Source organism: Granulicella sibirica (assembly GCF_004115155.1).
GTDB classification, from domain to species: Bacteria; Acidobacteriota; Terriglobia; order Terriglobales; family Acidobacteriaceae; genus Edaphobacter; species Edaphobacter sibiricus.
In genome coordinates, this window is the sequence record NZ_RDSM01000001.1 from 1359296 (window position 1) to 1377686 (window position 18391).

The following is an 18391-nucleotide window of genomic DNA, read 5'->3' on the forward strand; positions in this document are numbered from 1 at the left end:
CCGGGGCAGATTCGCCCGAAAAGATCACCCTGCGATCATTCTCCGCCAGTACTCCGCTCGTGGCAAGGTCTCAGTTGCGAGAGCTTTCACGCCCGAAGCCTGAACGCGTTGTTGAGCAGCTTGCGCCTCTGCCGTGGACCGGTAAAGTCCAAACAGAGCCGAACCTGAACCAGAGAGCGCCGCATACACTGCAGGCGATCCCGTTTCCATACCCATCAGTTGACGCTTGATCTCACGCAAGGAGGAATACTGCGAGAAGACGACCTCTTCAAAGTCGTTCTCGATCCCGGTGCGGACAAGCTCGAGAAGGGTATTCTCGGCCAGACCGTTCGATATGCCGCCTTGAATCAAGTCAGGAGCGGGTTCACGAACGATACCGGAGGTGCCGGATTCAGCTTCCAGCCTCTCGGCTTCCCGAAAGACGGACGCGTAAACGCGGCTCAACTCATTTAGAGTATCGCCTCCCCCTCCGGATGTCAAGCCCGGGTACCTTATACCGTTCGATGACGCGTTGTGGCGCGCCGCATACCTCTGATCCCATTCGCGGAAAGCTCGCGGCGTCGATACCCCGACCGCCGGAATCGCCACCACACACGCTGTAGCCGCAAAGTCGGCCATCGGGGAAACAACCTCGCCCCGGCCTTCTCCAAGGACCGCGCCCCCCACAAGAAACAGCGGCACATCCGACCCCACTTCCGCTGCCAGGGCCAAGCGCTCCGCCTCAGGCAGCGCGACCCCCAACTCCCTTTCCAGCGCAATCAGCGCAGCAGCCGCGTTCGCCGATCCAGCCCCCATCCCACCCTGAACCGGCAGCCTCTTCTCGATATGAATCGCCACCTCAGCCGTTACCTCAAGCCGCGTCAAGGCACCCTCAACCATCTTCCAGGCCGTGTTACGCCCATCGCACGGTACGCGGGGATGATCGGATGTCAGCGAGATCTTGATCTCCTCACTCACACGCGCGGACACCGTCACAAAATCATGCAGATCGAGCGTCTGGTATAGGGTCACCAGACCATGAAATCCATCCTCTCGAGCCGGCCCGATTGCCAGTCCAAGATTCACCTTCGCATACGACCGAACCCTTGTGCCCATCAGGCGATTCTAAGCGCCCTGGCTAAAATGAACCCTTTACAGGTGCTCCACCGGAAGCACGCATGAAGCGACCGGCGAATTCGAGGAACGTCGGCCAGTTCGGGGCCGGGGTATGCCCTTCACTATGTTGACGGAACCCCAGATCCCCCGTGATGAGCGGAGTCTGCATCGCAGGGTACTCCGTCGTACCAAGGTCCTTCTTGCCGAGCAGACGGTAGACGGGTCCAGCTCCAACTTCAGCGAGAAACGTCCCACGAGCATCCGCCCAGCCATCCCCGTTCGTCGCTCCGCCTCCTATGAACACGGGCCGTGGCGCGCACAGCGCGATCAGCTCATGCGCATCCACCGGCAGGTCTCCCCATCCGAGCGATCCACCGTACTTCAGGAAATCTCCCGCCATCCAGTGATACTCGCCGGTCGCGGTAAGGTTCTCGACGACCTCGCCCCAGTCCCTGCGGCTCAACTTCGCGCCACCCTCGCCAGAGGAACTCACATAGACGATGGCGAAACGTGGGTCATAGGCCATCGCTACCAGCGACGCCTTGCCATAGCGGGAGTGTCCCTCGATCCCGATCTGCTTCGCGTCCACAGCCTTGTCTGTTTCGAAATAATCGAGCGCCCGGCTCGCTCCCCAGGCCCAGGCTCGCAGCACGCCCCAGTCGTCCAGCTTGCGCGGCTGCCCTTTGTTGCAAAGGCCGATGATGCCCTCGGTCAGCCCCGCGCCGTTATCTGCCTGGACGCTGACCGGGCTCAGCGTGGCGTATCCCCAGCCCTTCGCGAGTACCTGCTGCTGCCACGTCGGACCGACCTGAGGCGGTGGAGGCGGCATCCCCGGACGCCTCGGAAATCCGCCAATAAAACCGATCTCCATCATTACAGGCACCGGACCCTTGGCCGCCAACGGTGTCACCAACTCCATCTGAATATCCACCGTGATCAGCGGATACGACGAGTTGTCGACGTGTCCAACGAGACTCTTGATCGTCGTAGCCACATCGCCATTCACCCCACTCTTCGTCGATGTGACCTCCCACGTCACCTTGGGCGTATGCGCAGGGACACGTCCATAGATCTCGCGATCGAACATCTCGACGATCTCGGGACGTCTCTGCTCCCACCACACTTTCGCCGAGGTAACCTTCTTACCGTTACTCAGAACCAGAGGGTCCGGCAGTGCCGGAAAGGGATTCGCCTTGGCTTCGTCATAGTTCGCCGCGTTTGGCTTATCGGGGCTGCCGCTCTTGCCCGGTCGCAACGTAGTGATATGCAGGAGGTCCAGGAGCCTCTGGTGATCTTGTTCCGCGGTCAGGTGAGCCACCGGGGTGGGTGTCTGCGCCCGCCCCGCGCCAAGCAAGAGGGCTAACGACAAAGATCCAATCAACCCGTTATTTCGCGCTTTCTTGAATCTCTGCATTTGGTCAAAGAACCTCGGCAGCCACCCTACTCTCCTCATTATTTCGAGAGCAATAGGAAAGTTGCCTAGGGCGCCAGCAGTGGATAGAAACGAGGCGGACCCCGCCCTTTTCAGAAGATCTGAAAGTTCACCTCCACGTTCATCTCGACCGTTACGGGTTTACTGTCCTTGAATGCAGGCTTGAAGCGGTATTGCCGAACAGCCGCAATCGCCTTCTCATCCAGCCCCATGCCGATCCCGCGAATGATCCGCACATGTGTCGGCCTCCCCGCCTGGTCGACCCACAGGTAAACAAGCACGTTGCCCGACACTTTGGCCTTCCGCGCCTCCTCCGAGAACTCCGGATCCGGCATAAAGACGGGCACCGGCGCACTTACCCCGCCGCCGATCCGCATCGCGCCACCTCCCGTGTTCCCTCCGGACCCCAACCCAACCCCTGACCCGTTCCCTGTGCCGATACCAGTCCCGAAGCCGTTTCCAAGCGATCCCGTCCCGACGGTCGGCGAGTTCGGCATGCCGAGATTGGGCAGACTGCTGTCCGCCATCTTCAGATCCTTCTGCATCACGACGGTCGGCTCGATTGCTATCTTCGGCTGCTCCAGCGCAGGAGCCTTCGGAGCCACAAGCTGCGTCTCGGCAAACTTCGGCAGCCTCCCCTGGGCCACCGGCGTGGGACTCTTCTGCCCGCCACCTCCACCGACTGCCTGAGCCCTCGGCGGAACCTTCGGAAGAGTCGGCGCTTCCACCATCGCTACAGCGTCAGGCCTTGCTGGGAGCACCATCATCCGCCTCGAAGCCATGCCGAACCCGACCAGCAGAATCGCCACTCCATGCGCGGCGATCGCCCAGCCTACCGGTCCCATCCCCCTGCGTTCGGCCATCCGATCGACGACCGCCACCGGCCTCGACGCAAGCACCAGCGGCGCCATCCTCGGCCGCGCAACCAGATCCCGCAGACTCGCCCAAAGCGATCCAAATACTCCAACTTCCTGCAACCCGCCGCCAACCAGAACGCCCGCGTTCGCCATCGCACCCTCCCCTTCGTTACCTGCCTGACTGACAACCGGCAGAACCGCCTGCCGCATCCTCACGTCAAACCCATCCCGCACCTCCGGATTCGCCGCCTCCCGCAGCACTCCATCCAGCAAACCCTCGAATTCCTCCCCCGAAATCTCTTTCATCGCCTCACCACCCCATCCATAACCCTGACCCTACCGACCGCCTCGAACCGCCTCTTCAGCTCCGCCCTAGCCCGCATCACCCGGCCCCGCACCGTCCCCTCCGGAATCCCCATCGCCTCAGCCACCTCCCGCGACGTCATCTCCTCGATCGCCGAAAGAACAAGCGGCCTGCGCAACTCCTCCGGCAACCCGTCGATCAGCCTCCGCAGCAGATCCCTCTCGCCATCCCCAACTACCTGTTCCTCGGGCGTCTCCCGCAAATCCGCCACCTCCATCTCCGTGACATCGCCATCCCCAGCTCTCTTGTTCCTCCCCTCCAGCCGATCCAACCCAACCCTCCAGACGACCCTGGCCAGAAACGCCCGCTCGTCCTCGATCTCCTTCCACGCATCCCCGCGAAACAGCTTCAGCAACGCCTCCTGTACCGCATCCTCGGCGTCCTGCGCATTCCTCAGAAGTCCAAACGCGACCCGGTAGAGGAACCGTCCGTGCCGGTCCACCAACTCCCCGAATACCCGACCCCTCTCCGAACTCATGCCACTCCGCACATCCAGCCCTTCACCCCCTGAGCCCTTCACCCCTAGGACCGGCCGCACCCCCAAACCGTTCACATTTCTTTCTCGCCACCTCCCCGGAACCAATGCGCTATCCTCCAAGAAAACCCACCCGCAGCCCGGGAATCCCACTCCCAAGGTCAAAACGTTGCTCTCGTCCATCGCAACCCGCTGCCTCCTCCTCTCGCTCTTCACCACTCCCCTGCTCGCCCAGACGGACACCCCCTACATCCCGTCTACCTCGAAGCACGCCATGGTCGTCACCATCCAGCACAACGCCAGCGACGCCGGCCTCGAAGTCCTCAAGGAGGGCGGCAACGCCGTAGACGCCGCCGTAGCCGTCGGCTTCGCTCTCGCCGTCACCTATCCGGTAGCCGGCAACCTCGGCGGTGGAGGCTTCATGCTCGTCCGCATGAAGACCGATCAGCATGGCAAAGCGCTCAAAGCCCCCGAAGCCCACTTCCTCGACTACCGCGAGCGTGCCCCCACTGCCGCCACCGCCGACATGTACCTCGACAAGGACAAGAACGTCATCAAAGGCCTCTCCACCGTCGGCTACAAGGCGATCGGGGTTCCCGGCACCGTGGCTGGCCTCACCTACGCTCAAAAGACCTACGGACGCCTCACCCTCGCGCAAGACATGGCCCCAGCCATCCGCCTCGCCACCAACGGCTTCGAGCTCACCGCCGAGGAGACAAAGTTCCTCCAGACCAAGTACATCGAAAAAGATCCCGAATCACACCGCATCTACCAGCGCAACGGCGACTTCTACAAGCCCGGCGAGACCTTCGCTCAACCCGAACTCGCCAAGACCCTCGCCCGCATCGCCACCAACCCTGGCGACTTCTACCACGGTGACATCGCCAAGCGCCTAGCTGCCTTCGTGCAGGCCGGCGGAGGCCTCATCACCGAAAAAGACCTCGCCGACTACCAGGTCAAAGACCGCACGCCCCTCTACGGCAAGTACCACGGCTACGACATCATCACCTCGCCACCGCCGTCCTCCGGTGGCATTGTCCTGCTGGAGATCCTCAACATCCTCTCCACCTACGACCTCCCCAAGCTAGGTGCCGACCGCTCCGCCGCCCAGATGCACATCATCACCGAGGCCTTCCGCCGCGCCTACATGGACCGCAGCGACTATCTCGGCGACCCCGACTTCAACGACATGCCTCTCACCCAGATGGCCGATCCGAAGTACGCCGCCGCATGGCGAGAGAGCATCGACCCCATCAAACCCACCCCATCCGAAGGCCTCAAGCGCCCCGCCGGCTTTCTGCCTCCGCCACCCGCCGTTCCGCCCGTCCACGAGTCTCCCCAGACCACCCACTTCTCAGTCGTCGACAAGGATGGCAACGCCGCCTCCAGCACCTACACCCTCAACAGCTTCTTCGGAGCTGGCATCACCGCCGGAAACGGCCTCGCCTTCGCCCTCAACGACGAGATGGACGACTTCACCGCGAAGGTCGGCGTGCCGAACATGTTCCGCCTCATCCAGGGCCCCGCGAACTCCATCGCCCCGGGCAAGCGCCCGCTCTCCGCCATGACGCCGACCATGATCATCAAGGACAGCAAGCTGGTCATGATCCTCGGCTCTCCTGGCGGCTCAACCATCATCACCACGGTAGCCAACGACCTCATCAGCGTCCTCGACAATCACCTCTCCATCCAACAGGCCGCCGATGCTCCACGCTTCCACCACCAGTACCTTCCCGACCGCCTCGACGTCGAGAAGAAGTTCCCCATCGCTCCTGTCAACGAGCTCAAGGAGACCGGCTACACCGTCAATCGCGCCGGCGAATTCGACGAGAAGAGCCCTGGCCAGTGGGGCGACAGTGAGCTCATCTATATCGACCCGAAGTCTGGTCTCATCACCGGCGGACAGGATCAGCGACGCCACTTCGGAAAGGCCGCAGGCTACTAACTTACGCTCCGCATCCAGACCAGCACTGCCGTCTACCGCGACGAAGCGGGTTGCGAAGTAGGTTAACAAGTAACCTCCGCCCACAAAGTTTCAAGGGCGCATGCCACCCACAGAGAGCGCCTCCCTACAACTTCCGGACCAGTTTTTTCTTGCAATTTTCATCCTCCGGCGATACGGTAGAGCCACTCCTTGTCCCAATCGGCGGTTTTTCTTCGCTGGAAGATCGCCGATCTCAGTCAGAAGCGGTAGCTATGAACCCCGCTTCGGCCGGCCATGGTCGTACACATCCGCCCCAGAGGTGGAGCTTTCGTTCGTGTTCCCGTGAGCCCCTTTCCAAGGCTCTTCACACCCACGATGGACTAACGGCCCGCAGCAAGTGAAGTATCCAAAAGTGAATACCAACGGGCAGGCTTTCATGGCCGCTCGCTCAACCGTCGTTCCGACGGCAATAACCCTCTGTTCCCTTTTTCGGAGACCACCGTACATGACTATTCCCCCCCGCAGGCACAGCCTCCTTCAGGTTCTGAGCCTGCTTCTTCTCGTCTTCCTTGTCACGGTTCCACAGCTTCACGCGCAGACCTTTCGCGGAGGCATCAACGGAACCGTCACCGACCAGACCGGAGCCGTGGTCGCCGGGGCAACCGTCGTCGCCACCGACGTCGGAACCGCCGTTACCCACAACTCCGTAAGCTCCTCAGGCGGCGACTTCCTTTTCCAGGATTTGCCCCTCGGCGACTACACCGTCACCGTGGCCATGTCCGGTTTCTCCACCGCCAAGTACGACAAGGTACCCGTCTCGGCCGGAGCCATCTATACCCTCCCGGTCAAGCTCGCCGTCTCCAGCAACGGCACCATCATTGAGGTCAACGCCGCCTCCATCGCCCTCGACACCACGACCGTCACCCAGAACACCGTCCTCGACGCCAAGACCGTCGAAGACCTCCCGCTCAACGGACGAGACTTCACCCAGATGATCGCCCTCACCCCCGGCTTCGGCGGCTACTCTGGCGGCGGCTTCGGCTCCCTGAACGGAACCCGCGCCAACCAGCTCAACTGGCAGATCGACGGTGTCGACAACAACGACCTCTGGCATAACATTCCCGCTGTTAACCAGGGCGGTGTCTCCGGCATCGCCGGAATCATCCTGCCCATTGACGCGGTCGATCAGTTCAACGCACAGACTCAATCTGGTCCCGAAGGCGGCCGTAACCCCGGCGGCACCGTCAACCTGACCCTTAAGGCAGGAACAAATCAGCTTCACGGCACCGTCTACTACTTCAACCGCAATGAGCTCTTCGGAGCCAAGAGCCCCTTCTCTGATACCAAGGCGAAGGTCCGCAACTACAACACCGGCTTCTCTGTCGGTGGTCCCTTCATCAAGGACAAGCTCTTCGGCTTCCTGACCTTCGAACATCAGCGCTTCGTCATCGGTCAGTCGGGAAACGCAACTCTGCCGTCCGTAGGATGGCAGAACCAGGCCAAGGCAATTCTCGCTGCCAAGGGTGTCGCCGTAAATCCTCTCATGACGAACGTGTTGAATGCAGTGTACGGAGCGGGCAACCTCGCACAGGATACGACCGGAGTGGTCAGCAACTTCCACTCGAACGATCCTGAGTATGGCTACAGCTGGAACGGCCTCGCCAAGGTCGATTACACCCTGTCCCAGAAGGACACCCTCAGCGCTCACTGGTTCGTCGGTCAGGGCAATCAGGTCGCACCAACGTCCTCGCACCTCCTGGCATATTACGAAGTTGCTCCCATCCACGTCCAGAACATCGCAATCGTCGAAAACCACGTCTTCTCCAACAGCATCACCAACCAGGTCCTCGCTGGAGTCAACTACTTCAACCAGGTCTTCGACGACAATCAGACCAATCAGAACGTCCAGAGCCTCGGCTTTATCACCGGAGCCACCTTTCCCAACGCACCGAACATCAGCATCGGCAGCTTCGACCCAGTCGGCGAGACGCCTCCCGAGGGGCGTAACGACATCACCGGCCACCTCACCGATCAGCTCTCCTGGGTCAAGGGCAAGCACCAGCTCCGCTTCGGCGGCGAATACCGTCAAGCTCAGCTTGACGAGTTCTACCACCGTCACGCCACAGGCTCTTTCACCTTCGATGGAAGCCAGGTTGCCGGAACGACCGGTTACGCCGCTGCCCTCGCCGACTTCCTCGCCGGTAAGACTTCGGCTGCCAGCATCACAATCGGCGATCCAGAGCGTCAGGTATTCGTCAACACCTGGTTTCTGAACGCAGGCGACTCCTGGCAAGTCACGCCGAAGTTGAACTTCAACTACGGCGTCCGCTATGACTATGAAGGACCGCTCCACAACCAGTACCAGAACATGTCGGTCTTCCGTCCTGCCTTGACAGCGAGCAATGGACTGGCCTTCCAGGGCAACCAGGTCGATTCGCTCTATCCGAAGTACTACAAGAACATCAGCCCACGCCTCGGCCTTAGCTATCAGGTCGATGAAAACACCGTCCTCCGCGCTGGCTACGGTTGGTACGCCGACACCCCGAACCTCAACCCTTTCCTCGATAACCGTCCCGGCAACCAGGCACCCAACGGTGTCGAAGGAAACCCCGGCGGCGGAAGCCCCGTCTACAACATCGCCGCGGCAAACGGCGGAAACAACACCACCATTGTTCAGGGCGTGCCGATCTTCCCCTCCGCGATCAGCTACCCCTGCTCAGCCTCTTCGACCTGCGGTGTCTTCAGCGTAGCGCCAAACTTCCGCCCCTCCTATAACGAAAACTACAGCCTCAACGCCGAGCACACGATCAACAAGTACACCATCGCCCAGCTCGGGTACGTCGGTTCCTCGGCACGTCATCTCCTGTCCCTCCTCGACATCAACCAGGCACAGCCCGGCGTATACACCGATACGGTCGATCCCGTCACTGGCGTCACGCTCGTTGGCGCTGACTTCAAACGCCAGCAGACACGACCCTACTTCTCCACCTACTCGCAGTACGGCAACATCAACCAGATCTCCAGCATCGGCACCGCGAACTACAACTCGCTTCAGGCTCAGCTTCGCGTCAACGGCTGGCATCACATCACCACCCAGGCGGTTTACACCTGGGCGCACAATATGGACGAAGTCTCTCAGTACCGCGGCACGCTTGCCCAGGACAGCCGCAACTTCAAGGGGGACTACGGCAACTCCGACTACGACACTCGCAACAACTTCACCGCGTTTGCGAGCTATGAGGTTCCCGGCTCTCAGCACCTCAAACTGCTGACGAACGGCTGGCAGGTAAACGGCCTCGTGAACTTCCACGGCGGTCAACCCTTCCAGATCTTCGCCGGAGCCGACGTAAGCGGAGTCAACGAAGGTCTTGATCGCGTCAACCAGATCGCTCCTGCAAAGACCGGCATCAACGGTCAACATCCGAACGTAAATTGGATCGATCTGAGCGCGTTCGCCCTGCCGACTGCCGGTACCTTCGGAAACTTGCGTCGTAACCAGTTCTACGGCCCCGGCTTCTCGGATGTCGATCTCTCGTTCTTCAAGAACACCAAGATCTACGAGAGACTCACCGTCCAGTTCCGCGCGGAGCTGTTCAACACCTTCAACCGCGTCAACTACGCCCCACCAAACATCAGCTTCGGTTCCGGAACCGCAACCTTGAACGACACCATCGGCGACTACAACGGAGCCCCTGGTATCGGTTCAGGCGAGCCCTTCAACGCACAGTTCGGCGCGAAGATCATCTTCTAACCCGAGCTCAACCCGCTGCAAAAGGAGCCCCTGTCCGCATCCCGGACAGGGGCTCTTCCCTTTGCGACCCACGTTTCGTCCGACGTCCATGATGAGATCAAGTGCTTTCGATTGAAGACTTTACAGGATCTACCTCAATAGAATCAAGACTTTAGCGTCGAAGTCCAACGCTAAGTCTCATCGTTCGAAGACTTTAGGCCATTTACCCCATACCGGGGTGGGTACCTACTTCGCGTCGATGGACTTCTCCACGAGTGGCTCCATAATCGCGTATCCCGCAGCCGTTGGATGAACGCCATCCGAGCTCAGCCCATCCTTCATGCCGCCCGCTACGGTTGTCATGACCGAGTGATAATCGACGTAGGTGATCCCGCTCTTCGCTGCGTAGTCCTTCATCCACGCATTCAGCGCAATGATCTTCGGTGCCGGCTCCAGACCTTTTCGCCAAGGGAAGTCGAATGCCGGAAGGATTGAGCAGAGGATCACCCGGATCCCATGTGCCTTCGCCAGGTCCGCCATCGTCTCGATGTTCTCCTCGGTCATCAGCGGCGTCATCGGTCCGGTGTTCCCAGCCACATCATTGGTCCCCGCCAGGATGACCACAGCCTCGGGGTGCAGGTCGATCACATCCTGCCGGAACCGCACCACCATTTGCGGTGTCGTCTGCCCACTGATTCCGCGCCCGACATATGGCTTGCCCGGGAAGAACACAGAGGCATTTGCCGGCTTGGCCCAGTTATCCGTAATGGAGTCCCCATAGAACACCACCCGTCCCGCCGTCTCCGCAGGCAGAGCCTTATTGGCCTCGGCGTAGCGCCCAAGCTGCGGCCAATCGGCAAGCTGCTTCTTCATCCGGTCCGCCTCGGACGGGGATGCTGCGGAAGGCTGTCCCGAGGTAACCACCCCCTGCCCCACCTTCAACGTCGTCCCCTGCCCATACCCGGTAGCCACCCCCGCCAACAACGCCACTCCCATCCAACCCATGCGAATCATCCAAAATCCTCCGTTCGAGCCAGTCTACTTGGACGGCAACTCGCAGGCTAGAAGATGATCCGCGCGCGGGCGCTTACCAGAGCCCGTACCGCGCTCTGTGTGGCATAGGTAGGATGGATCGAGACCTCCATGTCCGGCCCCACCTCCACACTCCGCGTCAGCCGCAGCCGGTAGAAGGTCTCGAAGATGGACTCATGGTGCTTTCCCTGGAAGTTCGGTTCCGTATAGCTCAAAGAGGCCCCGAACATATCCCCATGCCGCCCGAACGGATGCGTCTGCACCACTCCAAGCGTATCCGTCTGACGGATCGAGGTGCCGCGCGGCGTGGCGAAGCCGACTTTCGCAAACGGCGCCCACCCGTTCTCGAACTCATGCTCAAAGGCGAATGCCCCGCCGTAGCCGCTCCCCAGATTCTTCGTATCCTCCCGGTACATGCCAAGGCGAAAATCGGAGTACTTGCTCCCCGGAGATCCGGTGAACCATCCCGCCTCAATCGCTTCCAGGTACTTCCGATCCTCGAGTGTCTTGATGTTGGTGTACTGCGATCCCTCGGTATCGACCGCAAGCGCATGCACATAGATATGCCGCGTCGCCTGCACTTCAACAGCCGCCCCACCCGCGTACGTCCCGTCGGAAGCGACAGCGAGGTTGCCGTCGTTCTCGCCGTTCAGGAACTGCGTACGCTCGTCGTTGTTGTACATGCTCAGGCTGATGTACTCATTCGGGTGGATCTTGCCCAAGTAGAACGAGAGCCTCTTGGACCAGAAGTCCTGCCGCCAGTAGAGGATGTTCAGCGTGATCGGTCTCTGCGCGCCGCCCCCTTGCAGACAGTTCAGGAAGACCCCCGACCCAAGCTGGTCGCTCAGATTGAACTGTTGGCTCACGCCGAGGTTTGTGCCCGAACGGACTAGCAGAAAAACAGACCCCGCCGTCTTGCCATGGTCATAGGCCGCCCAATTCGCCGTGAAGTCCAGCCTCCCGCTCCCCTGGTTATGACGATCCACCCCGTCCGGCACCGTGGCGGCGTACTGATCGAGCAGTGTGTAGGAAGCGGTGAACTTCACGCGCTCCCCCCTTGCCACCGATCGCGCCACCTCGCGTACGGCCTCGGGAAAAGCGCCAAATGGATCTCCTTCTACGAGTGGGTCGGCCGGCACTTTCGCCAATGCGGCGGAGTCCACGTCGAGCGTTTGCCGAATCTGAACCGGTGGCGGCTTCTGCACGACGCCGTCAGTCGTCTGCTGAGAAGCTCCGGCCTGATTGCTCTGCCCGACAGGATCACCCCCCTTTGCGGCCTGGCCCGATGACACGCCAGCGAGAAGCAGCCAAAGCAACAGGCCGAGCCGGCTCGGGGTCAGGACCTGCCGATCTTTCTGGAACAACGTGCGTCCATCCGCCCATCCAGTCTCGTGTCTCACATCGCTCCTTCGCCGGTGCTATCGTCCGGCAAACACTAAAGCCGTAGCACACCACATCGCGGAGGCGTGTGTCTTGTCAGAAAGGATCGCGCCATGCACAATGCAAGTCGTCTTCTGGTGTTTGGTCCACCACTCCATCCTGTACCCTTAACCAAAATGCAACCCGGAATCTCCACCCACGTCCTCCTGCAGCAACGCCTTCATCCCGGGCATCTCGATGCCTTCGCCCGAGCCGGTGCGCGGCATCTCGAACTCTTCGCGGCGCGCCACCACTTTGATTACACTGACCGGTCTGCAGTTCGGGAGATCGCCAACTGGTTCCGCGCGAACGATGTGACCCCATCGCTCCATCAGCCCCTCTACACTGAGGCCCGCTGGTCACGCCACGTCGCACCAACGCTGAATCTCATCGCGGGCGACAAGTCCCGGCGAATCGAAGCGATGGACGAGGTCAAGCGCGCACTGGAGACAGCCGAACAGATTCCGCTTGCCACCGTCGTTCTTCACCTCGGACTACTGCACGATCCGTGGACGCCGCACTCGCTTGAGCACTCGCTCACGGCCATTGAGCACCTCAAAGCATTCGCGAGCCCACTTGGCGTCCGCCTCCTGCTTGAGAACCTGCACAACGACGTCACTACGCCGGATCATCTTCTCGAGGTCGTTCGCGTCGGGCACTTTGATACTGTCGGGGTCTGCTTCAATATCGCTCACGCGCATCTTTCCCCGGAACAGACCACTGATGGCATCCTGCCTGGCTTGGAGCTTCTGAAGCCGCGGGTCGCTACGCTTCACCTCTCGGATAATGACGGCCGTATCGACCAACATCTGTGGCCCGGGTCCATCGAGAAGAACGGTATCGACTTCCCGGCGGTCCTTCCCAGCCTGAGTGCCCTTCCGCCGAAGACTCCGTGGATCGTCGAGATCGCCCACGATACGAACGAGGATCTCGATGCCCTCACCGCACACTTCACACAGACACTCGACAACTTCCGCCGCCTTGAAGAGATCGTAAACCGCTAATCCCATCCTGTACGGCGGTAGGCTGCCGGGCAGGGATGGGATCGGTGGTCGTGCGCTTAATATAACGAGTTCGGTCTAGTAGATGATCTTCAGACCGAACTGGATGACGCGTGGGGTAAATGTGCTGCTGATGATGCCACCCGTGCTGGCCGTCGCTCCATTCGTCCCGCCGATGGTGGTCGGCAGATACAGGTTGGTGTGATTGAGCAGGTTGTAGAACTCCGTGCGGAACTCAACCTTGAGGCTCTCGACGGGAGTCGAGAACTTCTTGTTGAGCGCGAAGTCAGTCTGATAGAAGGCCGTGTTGCGCAGTGGGTTGCGTGCGGCGTTACCGAAGGGGCTCAGAGGGGTTGCGGCAGTTCCAGTTGCGGGTAGAGAGAAGGCAGCGGGGTTGACATATTGAATGAAGCCGCTCGAGGCGATCTGGGTGTTGAGCTTCTGCTGGACACCTGGAATGACATTCGGCCGGTACAAGTTCAACCCGCGGAAGGATGCTGTGATCTGCGGTGACACCTGGTTTGCAGCGCTTGGACCGTAGGTGAGGTTGAACGGCGTACCGGACTGCATCGTGTTGATGACCGAGACCTGCCATCCGCCGAGAGCCGCGTCGACGAAGCCGTTGGCATTCGAGAGGAACTCGCGACCGCGGCCGACGGGCAGTTCGTAGATAAAGCTGGTGACGTCGGAGATCGGAAGGTTGTAGTCGGACTGGCCGTAGTCTGCGGCGATGTTGTTGCCGTCCTGCGGGGATGGGGTATTTCCTTCTAGCGAGGCGCTGGCATTATCGAGGGCGTGCGACCACGTGAAGGAGTTCAAGATAGTGAGGCCGCGTACGGAGCGCTGTTCGTAGCGGACTTGGAGAGCGTTGTAGTTGGCATAGAACTCGTTGAGGGCTTCGGTGATGTCCGAGGGCCAGTTGGCGTAGGTGCGCTTGAAGCCGTTCGCGGGGTTCTTCTGGTTGGCGTTGAGGAAGCCCTGCAGCTTCAAGCCATGATTGCCGACGTAGGCTACGTCGATCAGGGTGTTCTTCGCCAGCGTGCGCTGAACGCCGAGGAAGTAGCTTTCAACATAGCTGTCGCGCGTGTTCTTGGGAATGTAGGTGATGTTGTCTGTCGCGGGATTGAAGGTGGTGACAAGGGCGCTGGGGAAGCCCTGATCGACCGTCGCAAAGCAACTCGCCGCGGTGCCGTTGATCGGGATGATCTGGGCGGGCAGCGGATTGCAGTGGTTGGTCGCGTTTGGCGTGGGCTGGACGACCGAGGCAAACTGAGCCTGGGGTGCGTTGATCGGGAGGATGTCGCCCGAGCCAGCGCGGGTGTAGTGAACATAGCTCGTGCCGAAGCCGCCGCGGATGGCGGTGTTCGCGTCGGGCGCGTAGGCAAAGCCTATACGAGGAGCGAAGTCGTTCAGGTCAGGATTGACGAGTGTGGATCCGTAGACTCCCGTACCCGTGACGGGGGTGATGCCGGTACCGCTGGCTCCGGAGGTGGTGGTCAGGACGGTCTGGGAAACGGGATCGAAGTTCGAGACATTGTGGTTCTGGTCGGAGTAGGGCGAGCCATACTCCCAGCGGACACCGAGATTGAGGGTGAGGTTGGAGTTGACCTTGAAATCGTCCTGCGCGTAAGCGCTGTTGAGTGTCTGTCGAAGGTGGACGACGAAGTAATTGGCGAGCTGATATGCACTCGAGTTGCCGAAGAGGAAGTCGGCGAAGTAGTTGTCGGAGACGGCGGTTGTGTTGGTGCAGTTTGGGTTGGTCGGGGTCTTGACGCCGTTGACGGTGGTGCTTGGGCAGGTGCTGTATCCGCCGGTGAAGCTCAGCGCGCCGTACAGAGGATTGTTATCGTTAACTGCCATCCACACATGCTCGTACTCGTAGCCGAACTTGAGCGAGTGGCGTCCCTTCACGTAGGTGAAGTTCACCTTCGGATCGAGCAGGGCGGGGTTCTGCCACTGGGGATTCGTGCTTTGACGACCGAAGCCGGAGAAGCCGCTGATCCCGATCGAAGGCAGACCACCCGCGACGATCGGGTTGGTGGGCAAACCGGGAATGGTGACGGCGTTGTTGCCAAGCGAGAGGGTGTACTTGCCGGCCTTGGTGCGGGAGAGACCGACGCGCGCGTCGAGGATCTTGTTGGTGCCGAAGAGATGGGTGACGCCAGCGGCTACCTGCTGATCGAGGACGCGGATGGTTCCGTTCGTCTGTCCGTCGAGGGGAGCGGGGATGGTGGTGTTGTTGACGCCGGTCTCCTTGCGGTCGCTGATGCGAAGGAAGTAGCTAGTGGCGGGGCTCTGCTGGAAGTCGAGGCGAAGGTCGCCCTTATCGGAGTTATCGGTGAATGGTGCCTGGATGAAGTAATCGTTTGTGGCGAGGCCTGTGCTGGGAACGCCCTTGGCCGGAAGTTGGCTGATTGCCTGGAACTGCTTCACGATGCCCGCTGATATCGGGTTGATGGCGGACGCGGGAATCGGTGTCCCGGCCGGGTAAACGACACCGGTGAGCGGGTTCTGCACTGCGACGACGAGATTACCGGCGAGCTCGTTCTGGGTGGGTAGCGTGAGCACGGTGAGTGGCTTGAGAACCTGCCGGAAGCCCTCGTAATCCAGGAAGAAGAAGAGCCTGTCCTTGAGGATCGGTCCGCCGAAGTTGATGCCGTACTGGTTGCGGTTGAAGACCGGCTTCTTGAACGGGATGACGTTTCCTGCGCCGCCGACGGTGGTGGGCTTGAAGAAGCCGGTAGCGTTGAGGTCGGTGTTGCGAATGAACTCGTACGCGACCGCGTGGAAGCGGTTGGTTCCCGCGGCGGAGGCGACGTTGATGGTGGCGCCAGAGGAGCGGCCATACTCGGCGCTCTCATTGTTTGTTACGACCTGAAGCTGGGTGACCGAATCAGGTGGCACGGCGATGATCTGGTTGTCGAAGCCCTGGTTCGACTCGCCGTATGCATTGTTGTCGAGGCCGTCGAGGAGGAAGTTGTTGAACATGCTACGTTCGCCGTTCACGTTGTAGGATCCGGCGCGGACCAGCGAGCTGATGGAGCTTGTAACGGCGGCAGTCGGCGCCTGGCGGGCTCCGGTGACGAGGCCGAGAAGGTCAGAATAGTTACGGCTCACGAGAGGAAGTGCGGCGGTCTGGTAGCCGGTGATGGTCTGGCCACGTTCGCTGGTCTCGGTCTCAACCTGGAGGGAGACGCCGGAGACTTCCACGCTGGTGCTCGTGTTGGCTAGACCAAGAGTCAGGTCGATGCGCTGACGGCCTCCAACGATCACGGAGATGTGGGTCGCGGTGGCGTCTGCGAAGCCCTCGTGGGCGATCACCACGTTGTAGTCGCCCACGCGGAGGTTGGGGACGTCATAGTCGCCGGATGCGTTTGTGGTCCCGGTGCTCACAGCGCTTGTGCCTGTATTGGTGACGGTGACCGTCGCGCCGGAGATCACTGCGCCGCTGCCGTCGTGTACGGTTCCTACGATACTTCCATTTTCGTATTGCGCCAGAGCGGCGGCGGGCAGAAGGAGACACAGCATCGCTGTGAGGAGGCGGAGATAAGGTCGCATGTCCCCGACGTTAGTGGCGCGATGTAACGAGGCGGTAAATGGACGATGAACAACTGATGAGCGCAGGAATGGCGAACAGTATCAGATTCATTATCGGCATACCCAAATTCAGAAGTGATAGATCAGGTCGCTCGCGATCGTGAACTGATTCTGGCGCGTCCCCTGATCGTAGGCGTTCCGATCCCAGGCGTGGTCGAAACGGACCTCGGGGCGGATCTGGATGGTGGAACCGATCCAGTGGCTGAGCATGAAGGTGTTCTCGGTGTACTTCGTGTTGTACCCCGTCCGCTGCCCCTTCTTATCGTTGAGGTAGTCACTCCGGAAGCTGATGAAGTCGTGGGGCCCTAACTGTTTGTTGACATAGTTGACGAAGGCGTAGGCGGGGGTGAGGCAGGTCTGCAGGCCTGGGGCGCAGATGCCCCCGTTGGTTCCCTTTTCAGGCACGATGTTGCTGTAGATGCTGGGAACGCCGCGCTCGTAGAGGATGTAGCCCTCCGTGGCGACATGCCATGTCTTGCCGACCTTGTGATACCAGGTAGCGTCATATTGCTGGTTGTTGTTGAAGGCGTATTTCGCGTCATTGATCCCGTTCGCGCAGAGGTAGACGTTGTCGTTGACGGACTGCGTGGTGTAGCTGACGCAGACGGTTGCAGCCGGCCGAGCGTCAGCGGTCCAGGGAGCTACGTCATGGCTGGCTGAGACTCCTGCCTGGACAAGCCATTTGTCCGTAAGCTTGATGGTGGCGAGGACACCCGTGTCTGTGAAGGGGTCGACCGAATAGAGAAGCGAGTGGCTGAACATGTAGTTATTCGGCGTGAGCTGCGCCTCGATTCCTGGGATAGAGATATAACGACCGATCCGAAGGTTCATGCCCTGGGCGACCTTGGGAAAATAGATATCGACATACTCAAGCGCCGGGTCGAAGCCGTACTGGCGGTCATGATCGAGAAGCTGGCTGGAGAAGTAGCCCTTATTGGTCGTCGAGCGGTAGTCGGTACCGTAAAGGCTGGTGAGGTGGTAGCCAACGTCAACATGGTCCTGCTGGACGGTGTCGGGGAGTCGTTCGAGATAGACAACGAACTGGTTCATCTCAAAGCGATTGGAGAAGATGTCATTTGTCTCCGGGCTGTTGCGATGACTCGAGTTCGTGAAGTTGAGCGTAGGCTCGACCCAGCCGTACAGCTTGGTGCGAGTGTTTGGCTTGTTGAGTGCGGCCATCAGAGGATAGGAGTTTGTATCAGGCTCGCCGATAACCGGAGAACCGCCGTAGGACCAGTCAGAGCTGGGAAACGGCGGCGACTCGAGCGGAGACGGCAGACCGCGGCGCGGTGGGGTGAGGGCATTTGGGTCGGCAGGAGCAGGATGCCAGTCCTGGCGGTAGAAATCGGTCCACCGTCCCAGAAAGGTCGGATTTGGGGCGTCAGGCAGGTCACTCTGCGCGGAGCAGACGCGGCATGCGGAAAGAAGCAGGATAAATCTGAGCGCGGAACGGACTACCAGCACG

General features: G+C 60.5%; 11 protein-coding genes. 3 read left to right on the forward strand and 8 right to left on the reverse strand.

The genetic code is table 11. The annotated features are described in order from the left end of the window. Positions 1 to 24: 24 nt before the first annotated feature. From GRAN_RS05725 to GRAN_RS05740, 4 genes are all read right to left on the reverse strand, one after another. A complete protein-coding gene (locus GRAN_RS05725) occupies positions 25 to 1095 on the reverse strand; it encodes a 4-(cytidine 5'-diphospho)-2-C-methyl-D-erythritol kinase (protein ID WP_128911996.1) in 1071 nt (356 codons plus the stop codon). 22 nt (positions 1096 to 1117) lie between these two features. After that, complete coding sequence (locus GRAN_RS05730) at positions 1118 to 2464, reverse strand: glucuronyl esterase domain-containing protein (RefSeq protein WP_241654351.1); 1347 nt, start codon at positions 2462 to 2464, stop codon at positions 1118 to 1120. 155 nt (positions 2465 to 2619) lie between these two features. Then, positions 2620 to 3690 carry an energy transducer TonB gene (locus GRAN_RS05735; RefSeq protein ID WP_241654352.1) on the reverse strand — a complete coding sequence of 357 codons (1071 nt, stop codon included), beginning with the start codon at positions 3688 to 3690 and terminating at the stop codon, positions 2620 to 2622. Then, positions 3687 to 4226 (reverse strand): RNA polymerase sigma factor, encoded by a 540-nt coding sequence (locus tag GRAN_RS05740; RefSeq protein ID WP_128911998.1) that lies wholly within the window; start codon positions 4224 to 4226, stop codon positions 3687 to 3689. Before GRAN_RS05740 ends, GRAN_RS05735 begins: the two co-directional genes overlap by 4 nt. On the opposite strand from GRAN_RS05740, the gene ggt reads away from it, so the two are divergent. Together ggt and GRAN_RS05750 are read left to right on the forward strand one after the other, a co-directional pair. Next, positions 4225 to 6168 carry a gamma-glutamyltransferase gene (gene ggt, locus GRAN_RS05745; protein ID WP_241654353.1) on the forward strand — a complete coding sequence of 648 codons (1944 nt, stop codon included), beginning with the start codon at positions 4225 to 4227 and terminating at the stop codon, positions 6166 to 6168. The two genes, GRAN_RS05740 and ggt, sit on opposite strands and share 2 nt — an antisense overlap. Positions 6169 to 6652: 484 nt before the next feature. Next, the gene (locus tag GRAN_RS05750; protein WP_161570859.1) at positions 6653 to 9898 is read left to right on the forward strand and encodes a TonB-dependent receptor; all 3246 of its coding nucleotides are present in this window, start codon (positions 6653 to 6655) and stop codon (positions 9896 to 9898) included. 225 nt (positions 9899 to 10123) lie between these two features. On the opposite strand, the gene GRAN_RS05755 is transcribed toward GRAN_RS05750, so the two are convergent. Continuing rightward, a complete protein-coding gene (locus GRAN_RS05755; protein WP_128912000.1) occupies positions 10124 to 10891 on the reverse strand; it encodes an SGNH/GDSL hydrolase family protein in 768 nt (255 codons plus the stop codon). 47 nt (positions 10892 to 10938) lie between these two features. After that, positions 10939 to 12309 carry a carbohydrate porin gene (locus tag GRAN_RS05760; protein ID WP_241654354.1) on the reverse strand — a complete coding sequence of 457 codons (1371 nt, stop codon included), beginning with the start codon at positions 12307 to 12309 and terminating at the stop codon, positions 10939 to 10941. Positions 12310 to 12402: 93 nt separating this feature from the next. On the opposite strand from GRAN_RS05760, the gene GRAN_RS05765 reads away from it, so the two are divergent. Then, positions 12403 to 13332 carry a sugar phosphate isomerase/epimerase family protein gene (locus tag GRAN_RS05765; RefSeq protein WP_241654355.1) on the forward strand — a complete coding sequence of 310 codons (930 nt, stop codon included), beginning with the start codon at positions 12403 to 12405 and terminating at the stop codon, positions 13330 to 13332. A gap of 75 nt (positions 13333 to 13407) precedes the next feature. Here the strand turns inward: GRAN_RS05765 and GRAN_RS05770 are convergent, their stop codons facing one another. Next, positions 13408 to 16887, reverse strand: a complete 3480-nt coding sequence (locus GRAN_RS05770) for a TonB-dependent receptor domain-containing protein (protein WP_241654356.1) — start codon at positions 16885 to 16887, stop codon at positions 13408 to 13410. 108 nt (positions 16888 to 16995) lie between these two features. Further along, the gene (locus tag GRAN_RS05775; protein WP_128912001.1) at positions 16996 to 18390 is read right to left on the reverse strand and encodes an outer membrane beta-barrel protein; all 1395 of its coding nucleotides are present in this window, start codon (positions 18388 to 18390) and stop codon (positions 16996 to 16998) included. Between the last annotated feature and the right edge of the window lies 1 nt (position 18391).